General features: G+C 36.3%; 16 protein-coding genes. 4 read left to right on the forward strand and 12 right to left on the reverse strand.

All coding sequences use genetic code 11. The features are described 5' to 3' along the window. Window positions 1-328 precede the first annotated feature (328 nt). The 9 genes from pulA to KHA94_RS15980 form a co-directional block, all read right to left on the reverse strand. Window positions 329-2482 (reverse strand): type I pullulanase, encoded by a 2154-nt coding sequence (gene pulA, locus KHA94_RS15940; RefSeq protein ID WP_213103104.1) that lies wholly within the window; start codon window positions 2480-2482, stop codon window positions 329-331. Further along, window positions 2469-3446, reverse strand: coding sequence for a diacylglycerol/lipid kinase family protein (locus KHA94_RS15945; RefSeq protein WP_213103105.1), 978 nt, complete (start codon window positions 3444-3446; stop codon window positions 2469-2471). The genes pulA and KHA94_RS15945 overlap by 14 nt, the downstream gene beginning before the upstream one ends. 20 nt (window positions 3447-3466) lie before the next feature. Beyond that, a complete protein-coding gene (locus KHA94_RS15950; RefSeq protein ID WP_213103106.1) occupies window positions 3467-4462 on the reverse strand; it encodes a nuclease-related domain-containing protein in 996 nt (331 codons plus the stop codon). Between the two features lie 104 nt (window positions 4463-4566). Continuing rightward, window positions 4567-5139, reverse strand: coding sequence for an RNA 2',3'-cyclic phosphodiesterase (gene thpR, locus KHA94_RS15955; protein WP_213103107.1), 573 nt, complete (start codon window positions 5137-5139; stop codon window positions 4567-4569). Window positions 5140-5297: 158 nt separating this feature from the next. Continuing rightward, on the reverse strand, window positions 5298-6164 hold the full coding sequence (gene dat, locus KHA94_RS15960) for a D-amino-acid transaminase (protein ID WP_213103273.1): 867 nt from the start codon (window positions 6162-6164) through the stop codon (window positions 5298-5300). Between the two features lie 75 nt (window positions 6165-6239). After that, window positions 6240-7658, reverse strand: a complete 1419-nt coding sequence (gene pepV, locus KHA94_RS15965) for a dipeptidase PepV (RefSeq protein ID WP_213103108.1) — start codon at window positions 7656-7658, stop codon at window positions 6240-6242. A gap of 114 nt (window positions 7659-7772) precedes the next feature. Then, window positions 7773-8963 carry an ABC transporter permease gene (locus tag KHA94_RS15970; RefSeq protein ID WP_213103109.1) on the reverse strand — a complete coding sequence of 397 codons (1191 nt, stop codon included), beginning with the start codon at window positions 8961-8963 and terminating at the stop codon, window positions 7773-7775. Next, on the reverse strand, window positions 8956-9669 hold the full coding sequence (locus KHA94_RS15975; RefSeq protein ID WP_213103110.1) for an ABC transporter ATP-binding protein: 714 nt from the start codon (window positions 9667-9669) through the stop codon (window positions 8956-8958). The genes KHA94_RS15970 and KHA94_RS15975 overlap by 8 nt, the downstream gene beginning before the upstream one ends. A gap of 108 nt (window positions 9670-9777) precedes the next feature. After that, the gene (locus KHA94_RS15980) at window positions 9778-11052 is read right to left on the reverse strand and encodes a M48 family metallopeptidase (protein ID WP_213103111.1); all 1275 of its coding nucleotides are present in this window, start codon (window positions 11050-11052) and stop codon (window positions 9778-9780) included. Between the two features lie 382 nt (window positions 11053-11434). Between KHA94_RS15980 and KHA94_RS15985 the strand changes: the two genes are divergently transcribed. Continuing rightward, complete coding sequence (locus tag KHA94_RS15985) at window positions 11435-11656, forward strand: DeoR family transcriptional regulator (protein WP_057772355.1); 222 nt, start codon at window positions 11435-11437, stop codon at window positions 11654-11656. Between the two features lie 38 nt (window positions 11657-11694). Here KHA94_RS15985 and KHA94_RS15990 read toward each other — a convergent pair whose 3' ends face one another. Then, window positions 11695-12414, reverse strand: coding sequence for a pseudouridine synthase (locus KHA94_RS15990; RefSeq protein WP_213103112.1), 720 nt, complete (start codon window positions 12412-12414; stop codon window positions 11695-11697). A 52-nt stretch (window positions 12415-12466) separates the two neighbouring features. After that, complete coding sequence (locus KHA94_RS15995) at window positions 12467-14083, reverse strand: putative polysaccharide biosynthesis protein (RefSeq protein WP_213103113.1); 1617 nt, start codon at window positions 14081-14083, stop codon at window positions 12467-12469. Window positions 14084-14549: 466 nt separating this feature from the next. Between KHA94_RS15995 and KHA94_RS16000 the strand changes: the two genes are divergently transcribed. Next, window positions 14550-15821, forward strand: coding sequence for a BaiN/RdsA family NAD(P)/FAD-dependent oxidoreductase (locus tag KHA94_RS16000; protein ID WP_213103114.1), 1272 nt, complete (start codon window positions 14550-14552; stop codon window positions 15819-15821). Between the two features lie 21 nt (window positions 15822-15842). Here the strand turns inward: KHA94_RS16000 and KHA94_RS16005 are convergent, their stop codons facing one another. After that, window positions 15843-16025: a sporulation protein Cse60 gene (locus tag KHA94_RS16005; RefSeq protein ID WP_213103115.1), complete on the reverse strand. Its 183-nt coding sequence runs from the start codon at window positions 16023-16025 to the stop codon at window positions 15843-15845. A 178-nt stretch (window positions 16026-16203) separates the two neighbouring features. Here KHA94_RS16005 and yedE point away from each other — a divergent pair, with 178 nt between their 5' ends. Together yedE and yedF are read left to right on the forward strand one after the other, a co-directional pair. Next, entirely contained in the window at window positions 16204-17415 is a 1212-nt protein-coding gene (yedE, locus tag KHA94_RS16010; RefSeq protein WP_213103116.1) for a selenium metabolism membrane protein YedE/FdhT, read from the forward strand. Beyond that, the gene (gene yedF, locus KHA94_RS16015; RefSeq protein WP_213103117.1) at window positions 17405-17632 is read left to right on the forward strand and encodes a sulfurtransferase-like selenium metabolism protein YedF; all 228 of its coding nucleotides are present in this window, start codon (window positions 17405-17407) and stop codon (window positions 17630-17632) included. The genes yedE and yedF overlap by 11 nt, the downstream gene beginning before the upstream one ends. The last annotated feature ends 24 nt before the right edge of the window (window positions 17633-17656 follow it).

The raw sequence follows: 17656 nt of genomic DNA on the forward strand, positions 1-17656 counted from the left end.
CGCCTATAATTACAGTTTATAAAATGTGGTAGCGTGAGTACGCCAAATGGAAACAGAAGGCGGACTCAATGAAAAGCCCACCAAAAATATGATGTATTCTAATAATGAATCGCAAGGTTATCTTTTGATATCCCTTGCCTCTTTACTTTCATTTTTATTAATAAATGAAAAAAGCTATTGAAAATTCCTCACAATAGCTATCAATATAAATTTTATCTCTTACTAGCTTTTTTCGTCAAGCTTATTTATTTTGGTTATTAAAACAGATTCGTGAATTCTCTTTTTATATGAACGTATATTTTGATCGAATCTATTGAAGTATTAAAAATTATTTACATACTAAAACATACGAGGAAATTGGCATGAGTAAAAGGGAATATTCATAAACATACTTAATTGGTGACGTTCCCGCTTTCTGATCATCTGCAAGTACCTCCCAATTTCCCTCAGGAATCATGACAGTTTGTTTATTTTGGGTAGGATTAAATAATACCATAATCCGATTCCAGGGACCAAAACTTCTTACATCTTCAATAATATAACAAATAACAGGCTTATCAGAGGAGAGAAACCTTAAATGCTTTCTTATTTGTTCAGAAGTGGAAAACCGAAAAGCTTTATGTGCCTTTCTTATCCTAATTATTCCTTTTATATAATTGACATTCTCAGAATATCGAGCTTTTCGATCCCAATCTAAACGGTTTATTTCATCAGATGCCAGGTAACTATTGCCAACTCCTTCTTTTGTCCGGAAAAACTCTTGGCCGCTATGCAAAAATGGAATTCCTTGTGCAAGCAATACCATCACTGTAGCTAGACAATGCTGCCGCTTCTTTATATTTTCTTCCTTCGTAGATGAACAAACATTTAATTTATCCCATAATGTATGGTTATCATGTGACTCCACGTAGTTCACTGATTGGACTGGTGATAGAAAGAGCCCTCTTTCTTTCTTTTCTAACCCGATGCTGCCCGTAAGAACCTGCTTGGCTGCCTCATAATAATGTTCATTCCCAAGAGCATATCCCTTATCATATAAATTAAATGTACTTCCTTTTATCGTATCCCTAAACCAATCATTAAAATGGCCGATTTTCGGCAGCTGCTCCTGATTGCTGATATTCGCCTTTTGATTCTTCTGAATTGGTGTATTCAAATCCCATCCTTCACCAATAATAATGGCTGTTCGATCTACTGAATCAACCGCCTCACGAACTTTATTCATTGTCTCGATGTCCAGGATACCCATTAAATCGAAGCGAAATCCATCTATTTGATACTCCTCAAGCCAAAACTTAACCGAATCTAAAATAAATTTTCTTGCCATTAATCGTTCTGAAGCAAAATCATTCCCAACACCTGTTCCATTTGAAGGCATTCCAAACTCATCATGGCGAAAGTAATAGCCAGGTACAATTTTTTCAAATGAAGAATTTTCTCGTATATAGACATGATTATAAACAACATCCATGATGACTCTTAATCCTTGTGAATGGACAGCATTAATCATTGCTTTCAATTCCCGAATTCTGGCATATGGATTAACTGGGTCGGTAGAATAGCTCCCTTCTGGAGCATTAAAGTGCAGAGGATTATAACCCCAGTTATATTCCTGATTCAATCCCCTTTCATCAATACCTTCAAAATCCTGAAGTGGGAGAAATTCAATATGGGTCGCACCAAGTTTCTTAACATATAATAATCCGGTTGGAGCTCCCTCTTTATCTGTCGTATTCAATTCTCCTGCACCAAGATATGTCCCTTTTTTTGTCACACCGCTGTTTGGATGAATGGTAAAATCTCTAACATGGGTTTCGTAGATAATTGCATCTGTTGGGTTTTCAAGAGGGGGAAGAGGAGGTTTTGCCATTTTCGTTTTTAGTAAATCGACGATGATGCCATATTCGCCATTGACACTAACAGAAAAGGCATATGGATCCACTGCCTCCCGCCATTCTAGGTTTATACAAACGAGAAAAGAATAGCGGTATTTTTCCAAGTCTCGATTGACGTATGTGCACCAAATGCCATTTTCTTTTCTTTCCATCTCAACGGTTTCATGCGTAGTTTCTTTTTCAGGCATCAATTTAAGCTTTACACTTGTTGCAGTAGGTGCCCAAACTGTAAAGCTAGTTCCTTGATTTGTATAAGAACAGCCAAGAGCTCCTTCATAATAAAATGCTTCATCGAAAGCGGGTGTTCGAATAACTGCACCTATTTGTAAATCGGTTCTTCCGCCAAATTCATCTAACACCAAATACTGCTCGCCAATAATAGGTTTCCTTTCGATCTTGCAAACATATTTCATCGAATCTTCTATAGCTGTTCGATTAAGTATTTTTACCTCAGAAATGACTTGATTATGTTCATCTATTAAGGAAAAAAAAGCAGAATTTCCACCGTGATAGTCATAAGGAAGTAAAACAGTCATGATGTTCATCTCATCTAAATATGCAAAGAATTTACGATTAATAGAAATCATTCATGTTTACCTCCTCTTCTTTCAAGTTACCGTCTAATATGACAGGAAGTGCTTTATGGCACGCCGAAACCTCTAATGGGGTATAGCCGATATCTTCCCCATCTGCATGAGCAAATAGCGCACCGGAAGAATGTATTTTAATGCTTCTGCCAGTTAATGCTGTTACTTCCTTAAACTTAGTATGTCCACCCCAAAATACAGTGATAGAAACAAATAATAGCTTGATTCTTGATAAATCGTGGACAACTGTAATGTTTAATAATCCATCAAAAGGAGATGCATCTGGAGAGATTTTCATTCCTCCACCATAAAAAGGCTGATTGGACACAGTTACAAACCAGGCAGAATCAAAGGAATATTTTCTTCCATCAATCTTTATATCCATCGAAACTGGTTTATACGTAAACATATTTTTTAATAAAAAATATACATAAACAAATTTTCCGAGAGAAAAGCGGTTTAAAAGCCGCTTAATTCTTGAACGATTCACTTCTCTAGAAATAAGCGCATCAAACCCTGCCCCCATATTATTAATAAAATATATATCTTTATTGTCTTTTGTTACTATCTTCCCTGTATCAACAAATAACGGATTGTGTTGATCTAGTTCCTTTAATAGTGAAAAGAGGGCTTGAGATGGTTTTTTGGGAATACCAAATCCTCTTGAAAAGTCATTACCTGATCCGCATGGAATAAAAGCTACTTGAACATTGCTAAATAATGCAGCCCCATTCAAGACCTCATGCAGCGTACCATCACCACCAACTGCAATGATCGTAGCCCTATTTCCTTCTGCTTTTGCAGCAATGGTTTGTGAAATTTCCTCGGCGTGCCCACTGTATTCTGTAAAAAAAGCCATATAAGAAATTTTTTGTTCCATTAATATTTTTTCTAATTGGCTCCATACCTTTTGACAATAGCCATTTTTTGCTTGTGGGTTAATGATAAAATAAATATTATTCATAGGATCAACCTTCAAAAATATTAATCTTCATCTGGCAGTTCCCATTCAAGCCTTCTAATTGATGTTGTTTGGCAAAATTGAAGTAAAGCTTGAGCCCCTTTGAGTTGGTTGTGTTTTAATGGTGAACTAAGATTTCTCATACTATTAAACCATTCTTCATAGTTTCGTTTTTCTATAAGCTGGACATCAAATGGTAATGCCGGATAATCAATATATCCGTTTCTGGATAAGACTATTTTGTGAATAGGCAGATCTATTTCATTCATTTGAAAGATTTGCTGAACAATTTTCCCCGTTCGATTTAAGGCGGGTAATGGATTCAAGACTTTTTTCTCCTTACCTTTTCCGCGCTTCAGCCAGAATCTCTCTTTAGAGCCAATAAAAACGGCAAGATCCTCACTCTCAAGAAAACTGATGCACCAAACACCAGTTGGACCCAAGATAATTGTTTCTACTTCTACAGGAGCTTTTTTTAATAAAAAAAGTGGAAAATATAGAACAAGATAAGTATCCGGAAATCTTTGAAGAAAATATTTGAGCCTTTCATCATAATAGTATTTTCTTTCGACGAATGATTTTTCCGTTAATGTTGAGCTGGCCCATTTCATTTGAAAGCTGAAGAGCTGATCAAGAAACTGATGCTTTAATTCTTCAATCGAATCCGGCCGATAAGTAAAGTTTGTTTTGAAATCAAAATTTACTTCCTCATCATCTTCTTCATCCTCCGATTTTTCGGGTTCTTCTAAAATCATTTCTTCTTCATCTATTTCATTTTTTCCTATTTTTAGAAAACCCTTTAATTTGTTCATAAAGGGCTGTTTTTCTTCTATAAACCAGTCAGTTGTATCTTGATTTGCTTGATATTGATCCATAAAAAAACTGGGATCGTTATTTTCCCATGCAGATTTCAATTTTCCCCATTGCTGTTTTTTCAATCTGACATAGCGCGAAGGGTATAAATAAATATTCTGTTCATAACGTGAAACATAATCCTGTATTTTAATTAATTGTCCCATTTCTATTTGCCTGCCTTGTTTGTTCAGAGTTTACCCTAAATTTTCTAAATATAATTAAAAAATATAGAATATTCACTGAACTGTAAGATTATTGTATGATAAGTTTATTCGTCCAGCAACGGAAAGATTGCTGTTCTTTCATATTTAGGAATTTGATCTAAATGAGTCTGATATAAGACTACCTCACTTGCCTTAAAAGTTAGAGGTGAAGGATGAAAAGGATTGTTTTCCCCTAATAGACTTGTGTGAAAAGAAGAGCTGCCTGCCCATTTTCTCGCTAATGTGATATGAGGTTTGAATGGTCTAGTTTCTAATTTAAAGCCTGCATTGACACATGCCTGATATACAATATTATGTATTTCTGTTAATCTTTCCTCTTTTAAAGTATCTGCCCAAAATATTCTAGGCGCATCTCCTCTTCCGAACACTCCAAGCTGATTTATATGTAATGAAAAAGGCTTCTGTTCTTTTAATCTTTCTTGAACAAGGATTTGTGCTTTACGCAGCATATCCTCCTCAGCCGCTCCTAGAAATGCCAAGGTAATATGAAAATCTTCAAAATGAACCCAACGCTGAAACGGAAGATTCTCTTTTATTATCGAACATACTTCCTTTAACTTTAGCTTTGTTTCAATTGGTAAACTGATCGCAAAGAAAAAATGAGTCTTTTTATCCATTTTAGCCCTCCATTAAGTAAGTGAGTGACATATTAACTTATTTTAGCAAATAAAAAAGCCATGTTCTACCTTAGCTGAGGTTCAAAAAAAGCAAGCCTAAGCATCAAAAATGATGTTAGCTTGCTTTTTTACTAAATCATTATTTTTTTACTTTAAAGTTAAGCTTCTACACTTAAATGGCCGCATTCTTTCTCAATTTCCTTCTCAAAAAGCTCCTGAAGCTTTTTCGTAATAGGCCCTGGTGTGCCATCGCCTACTTTATTTCCTTCTATTTCACTAACAGGAGTTACTTCTGTAGTCGTACCAGAGACAAACACTTCATCTGCTGCATTTAGGTCATCTAGAGTGAAGGCCGTTTCTTCATAAGACATATCATTATTTCGGCAAATTTCTAATACTTTCTGTCTTGTAATTCCATTAAGGATTAGATTATCAGCTGGATGAGTGATAACCTTGCCGTCTTTCACAATCAGTACATTCGATAGACTTCCTTCTGTTACTGTTCCATTACGATGCTGAATTGCCTCGAAGCAGCCTGCTTCAACAGCCTTTTGCTTCGCCATTAAATTTCCTAGCAGGTTCAAGCTCTTAATATCACAAAGAAGCCAACGAATGTCTTCGTTTAAAATTGTTTTTACACCCGATTTCATGATTTCTATCGGTCTTACTGCTTCCTTCGTATTTGCTACAAAGGTTGGAAGAACATGATCTCCTGGGAATACATGATTTCGAGGTGCAGCTCCTCGAGTAATTTGCATGTAAATGGTGCCAAGATCGAGATTATTTTTTTGGATTAGCTTGTTTAACATTTCCTTCATTTCTTCAACAGTATATGGAATATCCATTTTGATTTTCTTGCCGCTATCAATTAGACGATTAAGATGCTCATTTGCAGTGAACATTTTTCCGTTATAAACTCGGATAACTTCATAAACTCCATCTCCAAATTGATAGCCGCGGTCTTCCATATCAATCTTTACTTTTGACCGTTCGATGAATTCCCCATTTACGATCACATATTCCATTTCCACATGCATCTCCTCATTGTGATATCTCATTTTTAGAAAATAACTTCGGAGCAATCTTAACAAATTTTCATATTATTTTGCAAGTTCAAAAATTGCTTGAGCATAAATTGCCGTCGCTTTTAGCATATCTTCAATATACATATATTCATCCTTTTGATGAGCGATGTCCTCTCTGCCAGGAAATAATGGTCCAAATGCTACTCCTGATTGCAATGAACGAGCGTAAGTTCCTCCGCCAATTGAAATCAGTTCAGCTTTTTCACCTGTTTGTTCTTCGTATACTTTCTTTAAGGTCTGAATTAAAAAGTCATTCTCGTCCACGTGATGCGGCTTCGAGTCAGAGAAATTTTCAATGATAAAGCTTTCCTTTTGCAGTAAAACTTCAAGCTTTTCTTTTGTCTCTTCCATTTTGCTTGTAACAGGATAGCGAAGATTCAGGCAAAGTCTGCCCCCTTCTTGCTTTGTGTAGGATAACTTCCCGACATTGATCGTTAAATCTCCCGTAATATCATCAGAATAAGCAATCCCCAGCTTCTTGCCTCTTGAATCTTCTCTGAAAGAATCGGCAGTAAATTGAAAATAATGCTGTGCTTTCGCGTCTATATTCAATGTTGATAAAAATTCTGCCATATATAAACCAGCATTTTTCCCATTATTAGGTTCCATTCCATGTGCGGAAATACCCTCAGCCTCAAGAATTAAATCACCATTTTCGATGTAATACTTCCCTTTTAAATCATGCAATTTTAGGAAATCTGCATATTTTTGAATGACCTCTGTGTGTTCATATTGAACAACTAATATGGCCTTAGCAAAGTCTGGAACCATATTATATCTACGTCCTGAATGGAATGAAATGACTTCTACTTGAGATTCTTCATCTTCATTTAAGCTGTCAGCCTTTTGAACAATATCAAAATCAGAAATTCCTTTTTCAGCATAAATAATCGGAAAATCAGCATCTGGAGCAAATCCCATAGCTGGCATTTCTTCGTGCTTGAAATAATGATCTACACAGCGCCAATCGCTTTCTTCATCCGTTCCAATAATCATGCGGACGCGTTTATTAAGGGGCAGACCAAGCTCCTTAATAATTTTCATCGCATAATAAGCTGTCATGGTTGGGCCCTTGTCATCAATCGCCCCTCTTGCATATATTTTCCCATCACGAATTTCAGCACCAAAGGGATCACTGGACCATCCGTCTCCTTCAGGGACAACATCGACATGGCAAAGAATTCCTACAATTTCTTCTCCTTGTCCAAACTCCAAATGCCCCGCAAGATTTCCTACATTTTTTGCTATAAATCCGTCTTTTTCTCCTATCTGCAGCATGAAGTGTAGTGCTTCTTTAACACCTTTTCCAAGTGGAGCATCCTCTGTAGCATTTTCTTCATCTAATACACTTTTTATTTGTAGAAGCTTTTTTGTATCTTCGATCAATGCATCTTTTCTATTCTCAACTTCCTGTGTCCAATTAATTGTACTCACTGCTTTTCCTCCTGATTACGTTAATGGAATTTTAAATATGTATTCCTAGGAAAAATTATATCAATTTGCAATTAAATATGAAAACCTATAGAAAATTATTAATCATTTGGAACATTAACGCCCCAGCATACCAATACTGACTCCAAAATAAGATAGAAGCAAAAACCAACCTGTGATAAATAAGCTTAGTATAAGGATTGCTGCGATAAATAAGGTTGTAACAGCCCTTTTTCTTGCAGAAAAATAGGAAGGCATTTCTCTATACTTATTGCTTATCGGATTTGATGCCGTAATCTTATCCCAAATTAATGAAAGCCAGAAATGCATCATTATTAGAAACCCTATGAAAATAGTCGCCTTAATCCACAGTGGCGGAATAATGATCATTGCAGCTGTCGTTACAGAGATAATTTGAATAAATCCGAAAATATATGAGTAATTTCTGATAAAAATCTTAATAAATAGTTCTGTATGCCCATTCACCTTTGTTCGTTTCTTAAAAATACGTTTCGAGCGGCGAAATAGCAACGGCTTCGTTCTTTTAGAAACAGCAGGTTTTTCTATATCATAAGAGAGGCTAAAAATTATATTAATGTGCTTCATTTTGTCTTCAAGACCCATCGCAATTTCATGATCAATTGAAGAGATTTTTTTTAATGCCTTCAAGCTTTGAAAAACGGATGCAGCCATCAGAATAGCACCACATATATAAATAAATATGAATAAATCTTTTTCCCATAGTAAATAAATTAGTTGGCTAAACAAACTAAATACAATAAATAATAGAATTCCGGCTGCGATTTTTTTAAATTTTATTTCTATTCTTCTTAAATAAAATTTCACAAGCAAAATGGTTGTTTTTAGTGAGAAAAAATAAAAAAACAAAGTAATTATTTTCTGCCAATCTAGAAGATAGTGGTTTCTCAAGAATGGAAGCAAGATTAGTATGGAGACCCCTGTACTAAAAAACTGAACTAGCAGTGAATAAGCATATCCCCACTTCTTCATACCAATAAAGATTGGCCCATTTTTTATAAGGAAAACTTTATCAGCTTCCTGAACATATGTACGAATACGGCCGCTCCATGAAAATAAATAGATAGAGAAGAATATTAAAGAAAAGGGAAGAAATTCAATCCAAGCAGGCGTCTCCTGCCACCACGTTCGGTACATCATGATAAAGATGGCAGCAGATGGAATGATTAAGTATAGAATGATTGTCCAATCTGCTATTGATCGAATGACTCCATATTGATATTTCCACGCTCTTATCAAACGGTTCATAAATATCTTTCTACTATTCATTTGTTTTACCTTCCGCAATCAAATGGAAGCAATCATAAAGTGATCCATTTGGAAGATTGCACTGAGCTCTAATTTCATCTAATTTTCCAGCTGCTTGGAGCTTTCCTTGATGGATAATTAAGAAGCGATCACATACCTTTTCTGCTGTATCCAATACATGTGTAGACATAAGGATGCCAGCACCTCTTCTTCGTTCATTCTGTATCGATTCTAGAAAGAGCTTCATCGCATTAGGATCCAGCCCTATGAATGGTTCATCAATGATATAAACATCAGGATTTGTAATTATCGACATAATGAGCATCGCTTTCTGCTGCATTCCTTTTGAATATTTACCCGGAAATTCATGTGCATGATCTGCTAGATTGTAATTTCCTAGTAATTCTTTTGCTTGTTGAAGGTATTCTTTATCAGGGATCCCCTCGACTGCCGCAATAAAGTCAAGATGCTCCCATAAAGTCAGCTCATCATAGAAAATGGGTCTTTCCGGAATATATGAATATTTGGCTTCTTGCTGAAATATTACATCCCCCTTCATATTTTCCAGCAATCCAAGTATCGTTTTAATTGTCGTGCTTTTTCCTGCCCCGTTCGGTCCAATGAGCCCGATAAGCTCACCCTCCCGGACATTGAACTGAATATTATGTATGACTGAATTATCTTTTTCATAGCCTGCTTCTTTAATATCTACATTTAATAGTTGCATGACTTCTCCTCCTAGCTAATATTACGGATAAAAATTGGAAAAGGTTTCTTTTAAAATCTTTAATAAAATTAAAAAATGAACTGCTCTAAAGCTAGAGCAGTTCATTTTTTATGGTTTAAGTATTTCCATTAAGTCTACATTGCCGTATTCTTCTGCATATTTGTAGGCAGTATAGCCTTCAGAATCCACAAATGCTGGATCGGCACCATTTTGTAAAAGCAGTTCAGCCATTTCAATGTCATCATTAAATACAGAGCTCATAAGAGGTGTAGATTCATATATATCGACTGTATTAGGATCGGCTCCATTTTCAAGTAAAATACTTGCCGCTTCCGTATTTCCATTGTAAACAGTCCAATGAAGTGCTGTCGAACCCTCTTCATCCAATTCATTCACATCGGCACCGTCTGCAAGTAATTTCTGGATTGTTTCTACATCATTTTCACTTGCAGCATTCATTAATGGCGTAGCTCCTTCTACGCCTAGCGCCATTTCCGCCCAGAAATCCATTTTTTTAAGAGTTTTATATCCACCCCATATTCCAGCAGACAGAATAACAACTGAAAGCATGGCACCAAAAAGACCAATCCATACCTTTCCTTTTGGTTCATGAAGTTCAACCGTGGAATCCTCAGAGAAAAATCTCGACAGTGCATATATTCTCTTTGGCAGATGAGGGTGAGTTGATAGCTTTTCATTCAACCAGACAAAAAATCCATGTTCCGTTTGCAGCTGTTCCATATATGCCTGCTTATTGACCTTAGGGTATAATTCTTTTCCGATTGCAAGCATTGTTAAAGCATCTTTTGCAGCATCTATTGATTGAATATAATAAGCAGCATATCGATCACAAGTATATTCACATGCTCTTAAATAGGCACTTCCTAGAAAAGGGATCCACATAGCTGGTAATAGCAATATACTAATAATAACGTGCTTTCTTTTTAAATGGGCAAATTCATGAGCTAGGACGAACAATACTTCTTTTTCTGCTTCCCTCTCGATTAACTCAACAATACCCGAATACAAAACAACCATATTATTTCGAAAAAATCTTGTGGCAAATGCGTTTAACATGCCTTCTGATTCAATAACATAAATATCTGGCATAACTGTTAGACCCATATCCTTTGCAGTCAAAACAGCCTTTTCATATAGATCCGGAAACTGATTTTCACTTACCCTTACTCCATTTCGTCTTATGCCGCCCACCATTATTCCATGAAGCGTAACAGAAAGAAATATTATTGCTAAAATAATGATGATACCTACTATCGAAATGGCTAAATAAATGTAGGTTAAAATACTTAATAAAACAACAAATGCAAAGTATATATTTTCTTTCGGAAATACTAATTGATCTCTTAATGATTCCTCCCGCATAAACCCCTGTCCCTCTCTATGTATAATAAATCCTCCATTGATTATAAAAGAGAAGGTAAACAATGAATACAGGTAATTTCATCCTTATATTTCGAATATTCAAGCATAATATAAACATCGGTTACCATAGTATTTAGAAAGTAGGTAAGGAAGGCTGGAAACTTATAAAGATTTTGTAAATTTCCCAATAAAGTAGAAATTATCAAATAATAAGGGTACAATGTAGGTATAGGATGATATTTGGAAATAATCACCTTAAGTTTGAAAAGGAGATGGCTGCGGAAAAGAAAACCTACATGTCTTTGAAGAACTTGTTTCTTCAACGAAGCTGTCAGTTGCAGGAAATTGCCATTGGTTTGAAAAAAGGATAGGGAGTGGTTCTTTGAAACATTCAACTAACCGGATGTTAAACCGTATCAAATCCGTCTACATGTTTATAAATAAGCGCGGAACTGTAACAACTGGTGAACTTGTAGAGGAATTTGGTATTACTCCTCGCACCATTCAACGAGATTTAAATGTTCTTGTTTATAACGACCTAGTGAAAAGCCCTAGTCGAGGAAGATGGACAACAACCAAAAAGAAAGTGAAAATGTCATCCTAATGAATATATATATAAAAAATCGCCTTTATAGGCGATTTTTACTTTGCTTCATATTCAATTAATTTATTTATTTCCTCATCCGTTAATTCTCTATATTCTCCAAGTTCCAAAGATTCGTCAAGCTGAAGAGCCCCCATAGAAATCCTTTGCAGATAAATAACTCTCTTCCCAACTGCTTCAAACATTCTTTTAACTTGATGAAATTTTCCTTCCGTAATCGTCAGCTCAATATCTGATGTCAAATCTGATTTAATAATCTTTAATTCGCCAGGCTTCGTTAAATAGCCATCATCCAATATAACACCCTTTTTAAAAGCTTCGACATCTTCTTTTGTGACTTCACTGTTAATGACAGCAAAATACGTCTTTGGCACATGCTTTTTAGGAGAAAGGAGACGATGAGCAAGCTGACCATCATTCGTTAACAGGAGCAGTCCTTCCGTATCCTTATCAAGACGCCCTACTGGAAATGGAGAGAATACAAGGTCTCCCGCTTCCAATAAATCCAGAACAGTTTCATGCTCGATATCTTCTGTAGCGGAAATAACCCCCTGTGGTTTATTCATCATTAAATAAATAAATTCCTTGTATTCTACTTTTTCACCATGAATCGTAACCAAATCTTTTTCTGGATTCACATGGTGTTTAGCGTCCTTCACTTTTTGCTCATTAACCTGAACGACTCCATCCTTTAAAAGCTTCTTAACATCCTTCCTGCTTCCATATCCTAAATTGGCAAGCATTTTATCAATCCGCATACATTTGTTACCTCCCTTATAGAAAGCACGATTCCCTCAAACTAAATAATGATTAGGATCTCAATTTCATCTTTTTCAATACGCGGTCAACTTTTTCCCCAAATAAGAAATAAATAAGTCTCGTTTTGAAACTGAAATAGAAATAGATTCCAGCACCGACTCCTGCACAAATAATCACAATGAGTAATGCTTGGAAATCAGATGCAGGTGATAAGAACAGCGTAAGAATTTTGTAAGTAGCACCTGTTCCGATAAACATCAGCAGTGTAATTAAGACAATCAACAACCCTCTTCTGAGTACAAGCCTGAATGGATATTTAGCAAAGGTTTTAATAACAAATAAATTAATTAAGATTGCAGCAGTATACCCAACAGCCGTTGCTATAATTGAACCCTCTGTTTCCATGAGCTTAATTAGTGGGATATTTAGACTTAGCTTTAACAATAAACCAACAAGTAAGCTCAATACGGTAAAACGCTGTTCATTAATCCCTTGTAAAATCGCAGCTGTTACTAAGAAAAAGGCAAATAATATAGCAACAGGCGCATACGTTCTTAATACTTCTGTCCCCAATTCGCTATGGTCATAAAACAAAGTGAATATCGGCTCTGCCAGCATCGAAAGCCCTACTACAGCTGGAAGAGTCAGAAATAATACTACTTGGATAGTCTGATTTAATTGACGATTCAAGCTGGAACGGTCTTGATCAACAAATGCTTTTGTAATTGAAGGAACTAATGTTAATGAAAATGCAGTTGCCAAGGAAACTGGGATAATAACAAGCTTATGCGTTTGCATCGTTATCACAGCATAGGCAGATTCGGCTACATCATAATCAATACCAATGGACCGCATCGCTCGAATAAAGGTAAATTGATCGACTAATTGAAAAAGCGGATTCGCAATCCCTACAAACACAAAAGGTGCAGCATAGATGATAATCTCTTTGTACATATCCTTAAGAGAGATATCCATTGTTCCTTTATCATATAAGAGCAAATCGTCCAAATAGGACTTACGCTTATACCAATACCATAATAAACTTGCTAAACCACCAAGAGCACCAATAAACGCTGCAAATGTAGCTACACTTACTGCTTGTGTAATCGTTCCGTTCATAAAATTCAAAACAACAAATGCACCAGCTAACACGAACGTAATTCGAACAATCTGTTCAATAACTTGAGAAACAGCTGACGGCCCCATTGACTGATGCCCTTGGAAAAACCCTCTAATTAGGCTCATGAAAGGGACAACAATAAGGGCGAAGCTGACGGCCCTTATGACAGTAGTTACATCTTTAACGTTAGTGCCCGCTTCAGATGAAGTACTCATTGCAGCTATAACCGGAGCAAAAAAATACAGCGCAAGAAATGACAGGACTCCAGTACACATCATAATAATCAGTCCTGATTTAAAAAGCTTTCTCCCGACTGCATACTCCTCTAAAGCATTATATTTTGATATAAACTTAGAAACCGCCAACGGAATTCCTGCGGTTGCAATACTAATAAAAATCGTATATGGAACATAGGCGAAAGAATAAAGAGCATTCCCTTTATCTCCGACAATATGGTAAAAAGGAATGACATAGAGCAATCCTAGTATTTTTGAAATAATCGTGCCTAAAGTTAATATAAATGTTCCCCTTAAAAGCTTAGATGACATAGAATCCCTTCCTTTTTAGAAAAGCGCAACGTGCGTATTAAACCACCACAAATTTTCTAGTAAAAATATATATTAAACTTCTTTTGAAATATTAATCCACTTTTTAAAATACCTCAACTATTTTAGCACACTATTTGTAGTTTACTCTTCTTCTAATGTGATTGCCAACAAGTTATTATGTGAAGTTATGATTCTAATTCCAAATCGTTTATAATTCATAAAGTGAAACTTCCATCAGTGGGGGTTTTTCGACGCACAGGACGTGCTAGTGCCGACGTTGCCACAGGACGTGGCGTTCTTAGTCGGCTTTCATGCCCCACTGATGGTTAGTTGAACCAATCGGGCCTTTACGGGCAGTTGATCCCCCACTTAGGTTTCTTTGATTCTCTCGCAACCTTGTTAGCAGGGGGTCTTACTGCCCGTTAATCTGCGATAATTAGACTAGACTAAATAAGTTGGTGAATAAATGAAATACGATGTAATTGTTATTGGCGGCGGTCCCTCTGGTTTGATGGCTGCTATTGGTGCGGCTGAACAGAAAGCTAAAGTGCTGCTTATTGATAAAGGGGACAAGCTTGGAAGAAAGCTTGCCATTTCAGGGGGCGGCAGATGCAATGTCACGAACAGGCTGCCGATTGATGAAATAATCAAGCATATACCTGGAAATGGCCGCTTTCTATACAGTGCTTTTTCTCTTTTTAGCAATGAGGATATTATTAAGTTTTTTGAAAATCTAGGAATTGAGCTTAAGGAAGAAGATCACGGACGCATGTTTCCTGTTACAGACAAAGCACAATCCGTTGTTGATGCTTTACTTTCTAGATTAAGGGATTTGAAGGTAGATGTAAAAATAAACAGCCCTATTCAAGATGTTCATTATTCAAATGAAAGCATTCAGTCTGTTGAACTGAGAAGCGGAGAAATTTATGAAACGAGCTCAGTAGTTATTGCCGTTGGCGGAAAATCTGTTCCCCATACGGGTTCTACTGGAGATGGATATGCTTGGGCGAAAAAAGCTGGGCATACCATAACAGAATTATTCCCTACTGAGGTTCCCATCACATCAGCAGAGCCTTTTATTAAAGAAAAATCATTGCAAGGATTGTCACTTCGCAGTATTGCATTGAGTGTGTTAAATCCAAAAGGGAAAGCCTTGATCACTCACAAAATGGATATGATTTTCACTCATTTTGGCATTAGCGGACCCGCTGTATTAAGATGCAGCCAATTTGTTGTGAAGGCAATGAAAAAATGGGATATAAAAGAAGTCATGATGAGTATTGACGCACTCCCAGAAAAAAAAGAAGAGCCCCTTTATCAAGAAATTTTAAATGAAATCAAGAATGAACCTAAAAAAAGCATAAAAAATTTATTAAAAGGATTTTTACCAGAAAGGTATCTCCTATTCTTGCTTGAACAAAGCGGCATCGATCCTTTATCTCCAGGAGCCAATATTTCAAATGAAAAAATCAGAGCCTTTGTAAAGAACTGTAAAGGATTTCAATTTACAGTAAATGGTACTCTGCCTTTAGAAAAGGCCTTCGTAACGGGTGGAGGAGTCTCTGTAAAAGAAATCGATCCAAAGACAATGGCATCAAAGCTAATGGAGGGATTATTCTTTTGTGGAGAAATTCTTGACATTCATGGCTATACAGGTGGATATAATATTACTTCCGCACTCGTAACTGGAAGAATTGCCGGCATGAATGCGGCACTAACTGCAAAAAGTCAGAACTAATATTTAGAGCCTGATATTGTATCAGGCTCTATAAATGATCATGGCTGAAAAGCAATAAATCTGCTCATCTTCATCTTCTTGAACTGCAGCTACATTGTATTTAATATCCAGAAGCTTTTTTTCCTCAATCCTTTCAAGAAAGCGGTTCATTTCAAGCTCAAGATCCTTCTCATGCTCTTGGTCAAATAATTTAACCTTAATCAAGAAGCTCCTTCCTTTCTGACACTGTTTTTAGCATTATTGACAGAATACTCTATTTTTATAATTTTCATTTACATATTTACCATATTCGGTAAAAGGTTGTTGATATTTTTTATTGCCATAGTTTTTATAATCATATAGACTTCTAATGTTATAGATTTAGGAAAAAGGGGTCTTTATATTGAATCGTATTACTTCAAAAATATTCGGCCAATATTGGAATCCATATTGGGCCATAGGGATTGCAGGTGTATTAAGTGCCCTCTACTTTGGGCTAACGAATACTGTATGGGCTGTTACAGATAAATTTACTCGATTAGGAGGGCAGATCCTTATGCTCTTCGGTATTGATATTTCAGATTGGGAGTATTTCAAACTTATAACAATAAAGGGATCTACCTTCGAAAGAACGGATGGATGGATTGTTTGGGGGATGTTTATCGGGGCATTCATTACGATTCTTCTAAGTAATAATTTTAAAATAAGAATCCCTAAGCAAAAGCGCAGATTAGTACAAGGATTAATTGGCGGGATAATCGCTGGATTTGGAGCACGATTAGCATTAGGCTGTAACTTGGCTGCCTTTTTTACTGGTGTGCCGCAATTTTCTTTCCATTCTTGGATCTTTATGGTTGCCACTGCAATCGGCACTTATATAGGGTTTAAGATCGTCAGCACGAAATGGTGGAAGGGCAAACCAGTTCTCAAAAAAGGGAATACTGCAACCAAGGTTGAAAATAAGAAAATCATTCAGCCTTATATCGGAATCCTCGTTGCGATTTTGTATGCGCTACTCGTTATTTATTTTTTTGTTACTGGTAAACCTTATCTCGGGATTGCCGCTATTTTCGGAGCAGCATTTGGTATATTAATAGAAAGAGGACAGATCTGCTTCACTTCTGCTTTTAGAGATCTATGGGTAAGCGGACGAGCAACTATGACAAAAGCAATCGCCGTTGGTATCGCCATCAGCACATTATTTACTTTCGTCGTCATTGTTGTTTACGGATTAGAGCCGATTACGAAAATTGCTGCCCCAAGCACATTTATCGGTGGAGTCCTATTTGGTCTTGGAATTGTACTAGCTGGCGGCTGTGAAACAGGTATGATGTACCGAGTAATGGAAGGTCAGGTTTTATATTTATTTGTTTTTGCAGGAAATATTATTGGTGCCACCTTCCTAGCATACGGCTGGGATCATGTAGGTATTTTTAACACACTTGTTAAAAGTGGTTCTAAAATTAATTTAATTACAGAATTAGGACCAATAACAGCCCTGCTTCTAACACTCGTTATGCTAGCTGTATGGTTTGCTGTTGCTGTATTTTGGGAGAAAAACTATCGATTCGGAACTGGATTTAAAAAAGGAGGAATGAGACAGCATGGTAATTGATTTTACATTAGATTTAAGAGGAGAGCCTTGTCCTTTCCCTGTTATTTATTCATTAGAAACCTTAAAAGATATGAAAAAAGGTGAGGTATTGCAAGTTATTGCAGACTGTCCAGCATCTTTCAAAAACGTCCCTGAAGAAGTCGTTAAGCATGGCTATACTTTAGCAAAAGAACCATATAAAGATGGGCAAGACTTATACTTTTTTATTCAAGTGTAATAAAGATTAGCAAAAAGACCGAAT

It is taken from the genome of Cytobacillus citreus (assembly GCF_018343665.1).
Classification (GTDB): domain Bacteria; phylum Bacillota; class Bacilli; order Bacillales; family Cytobacillaceae; genus Cytobacillus; species Cytobacillus citreus.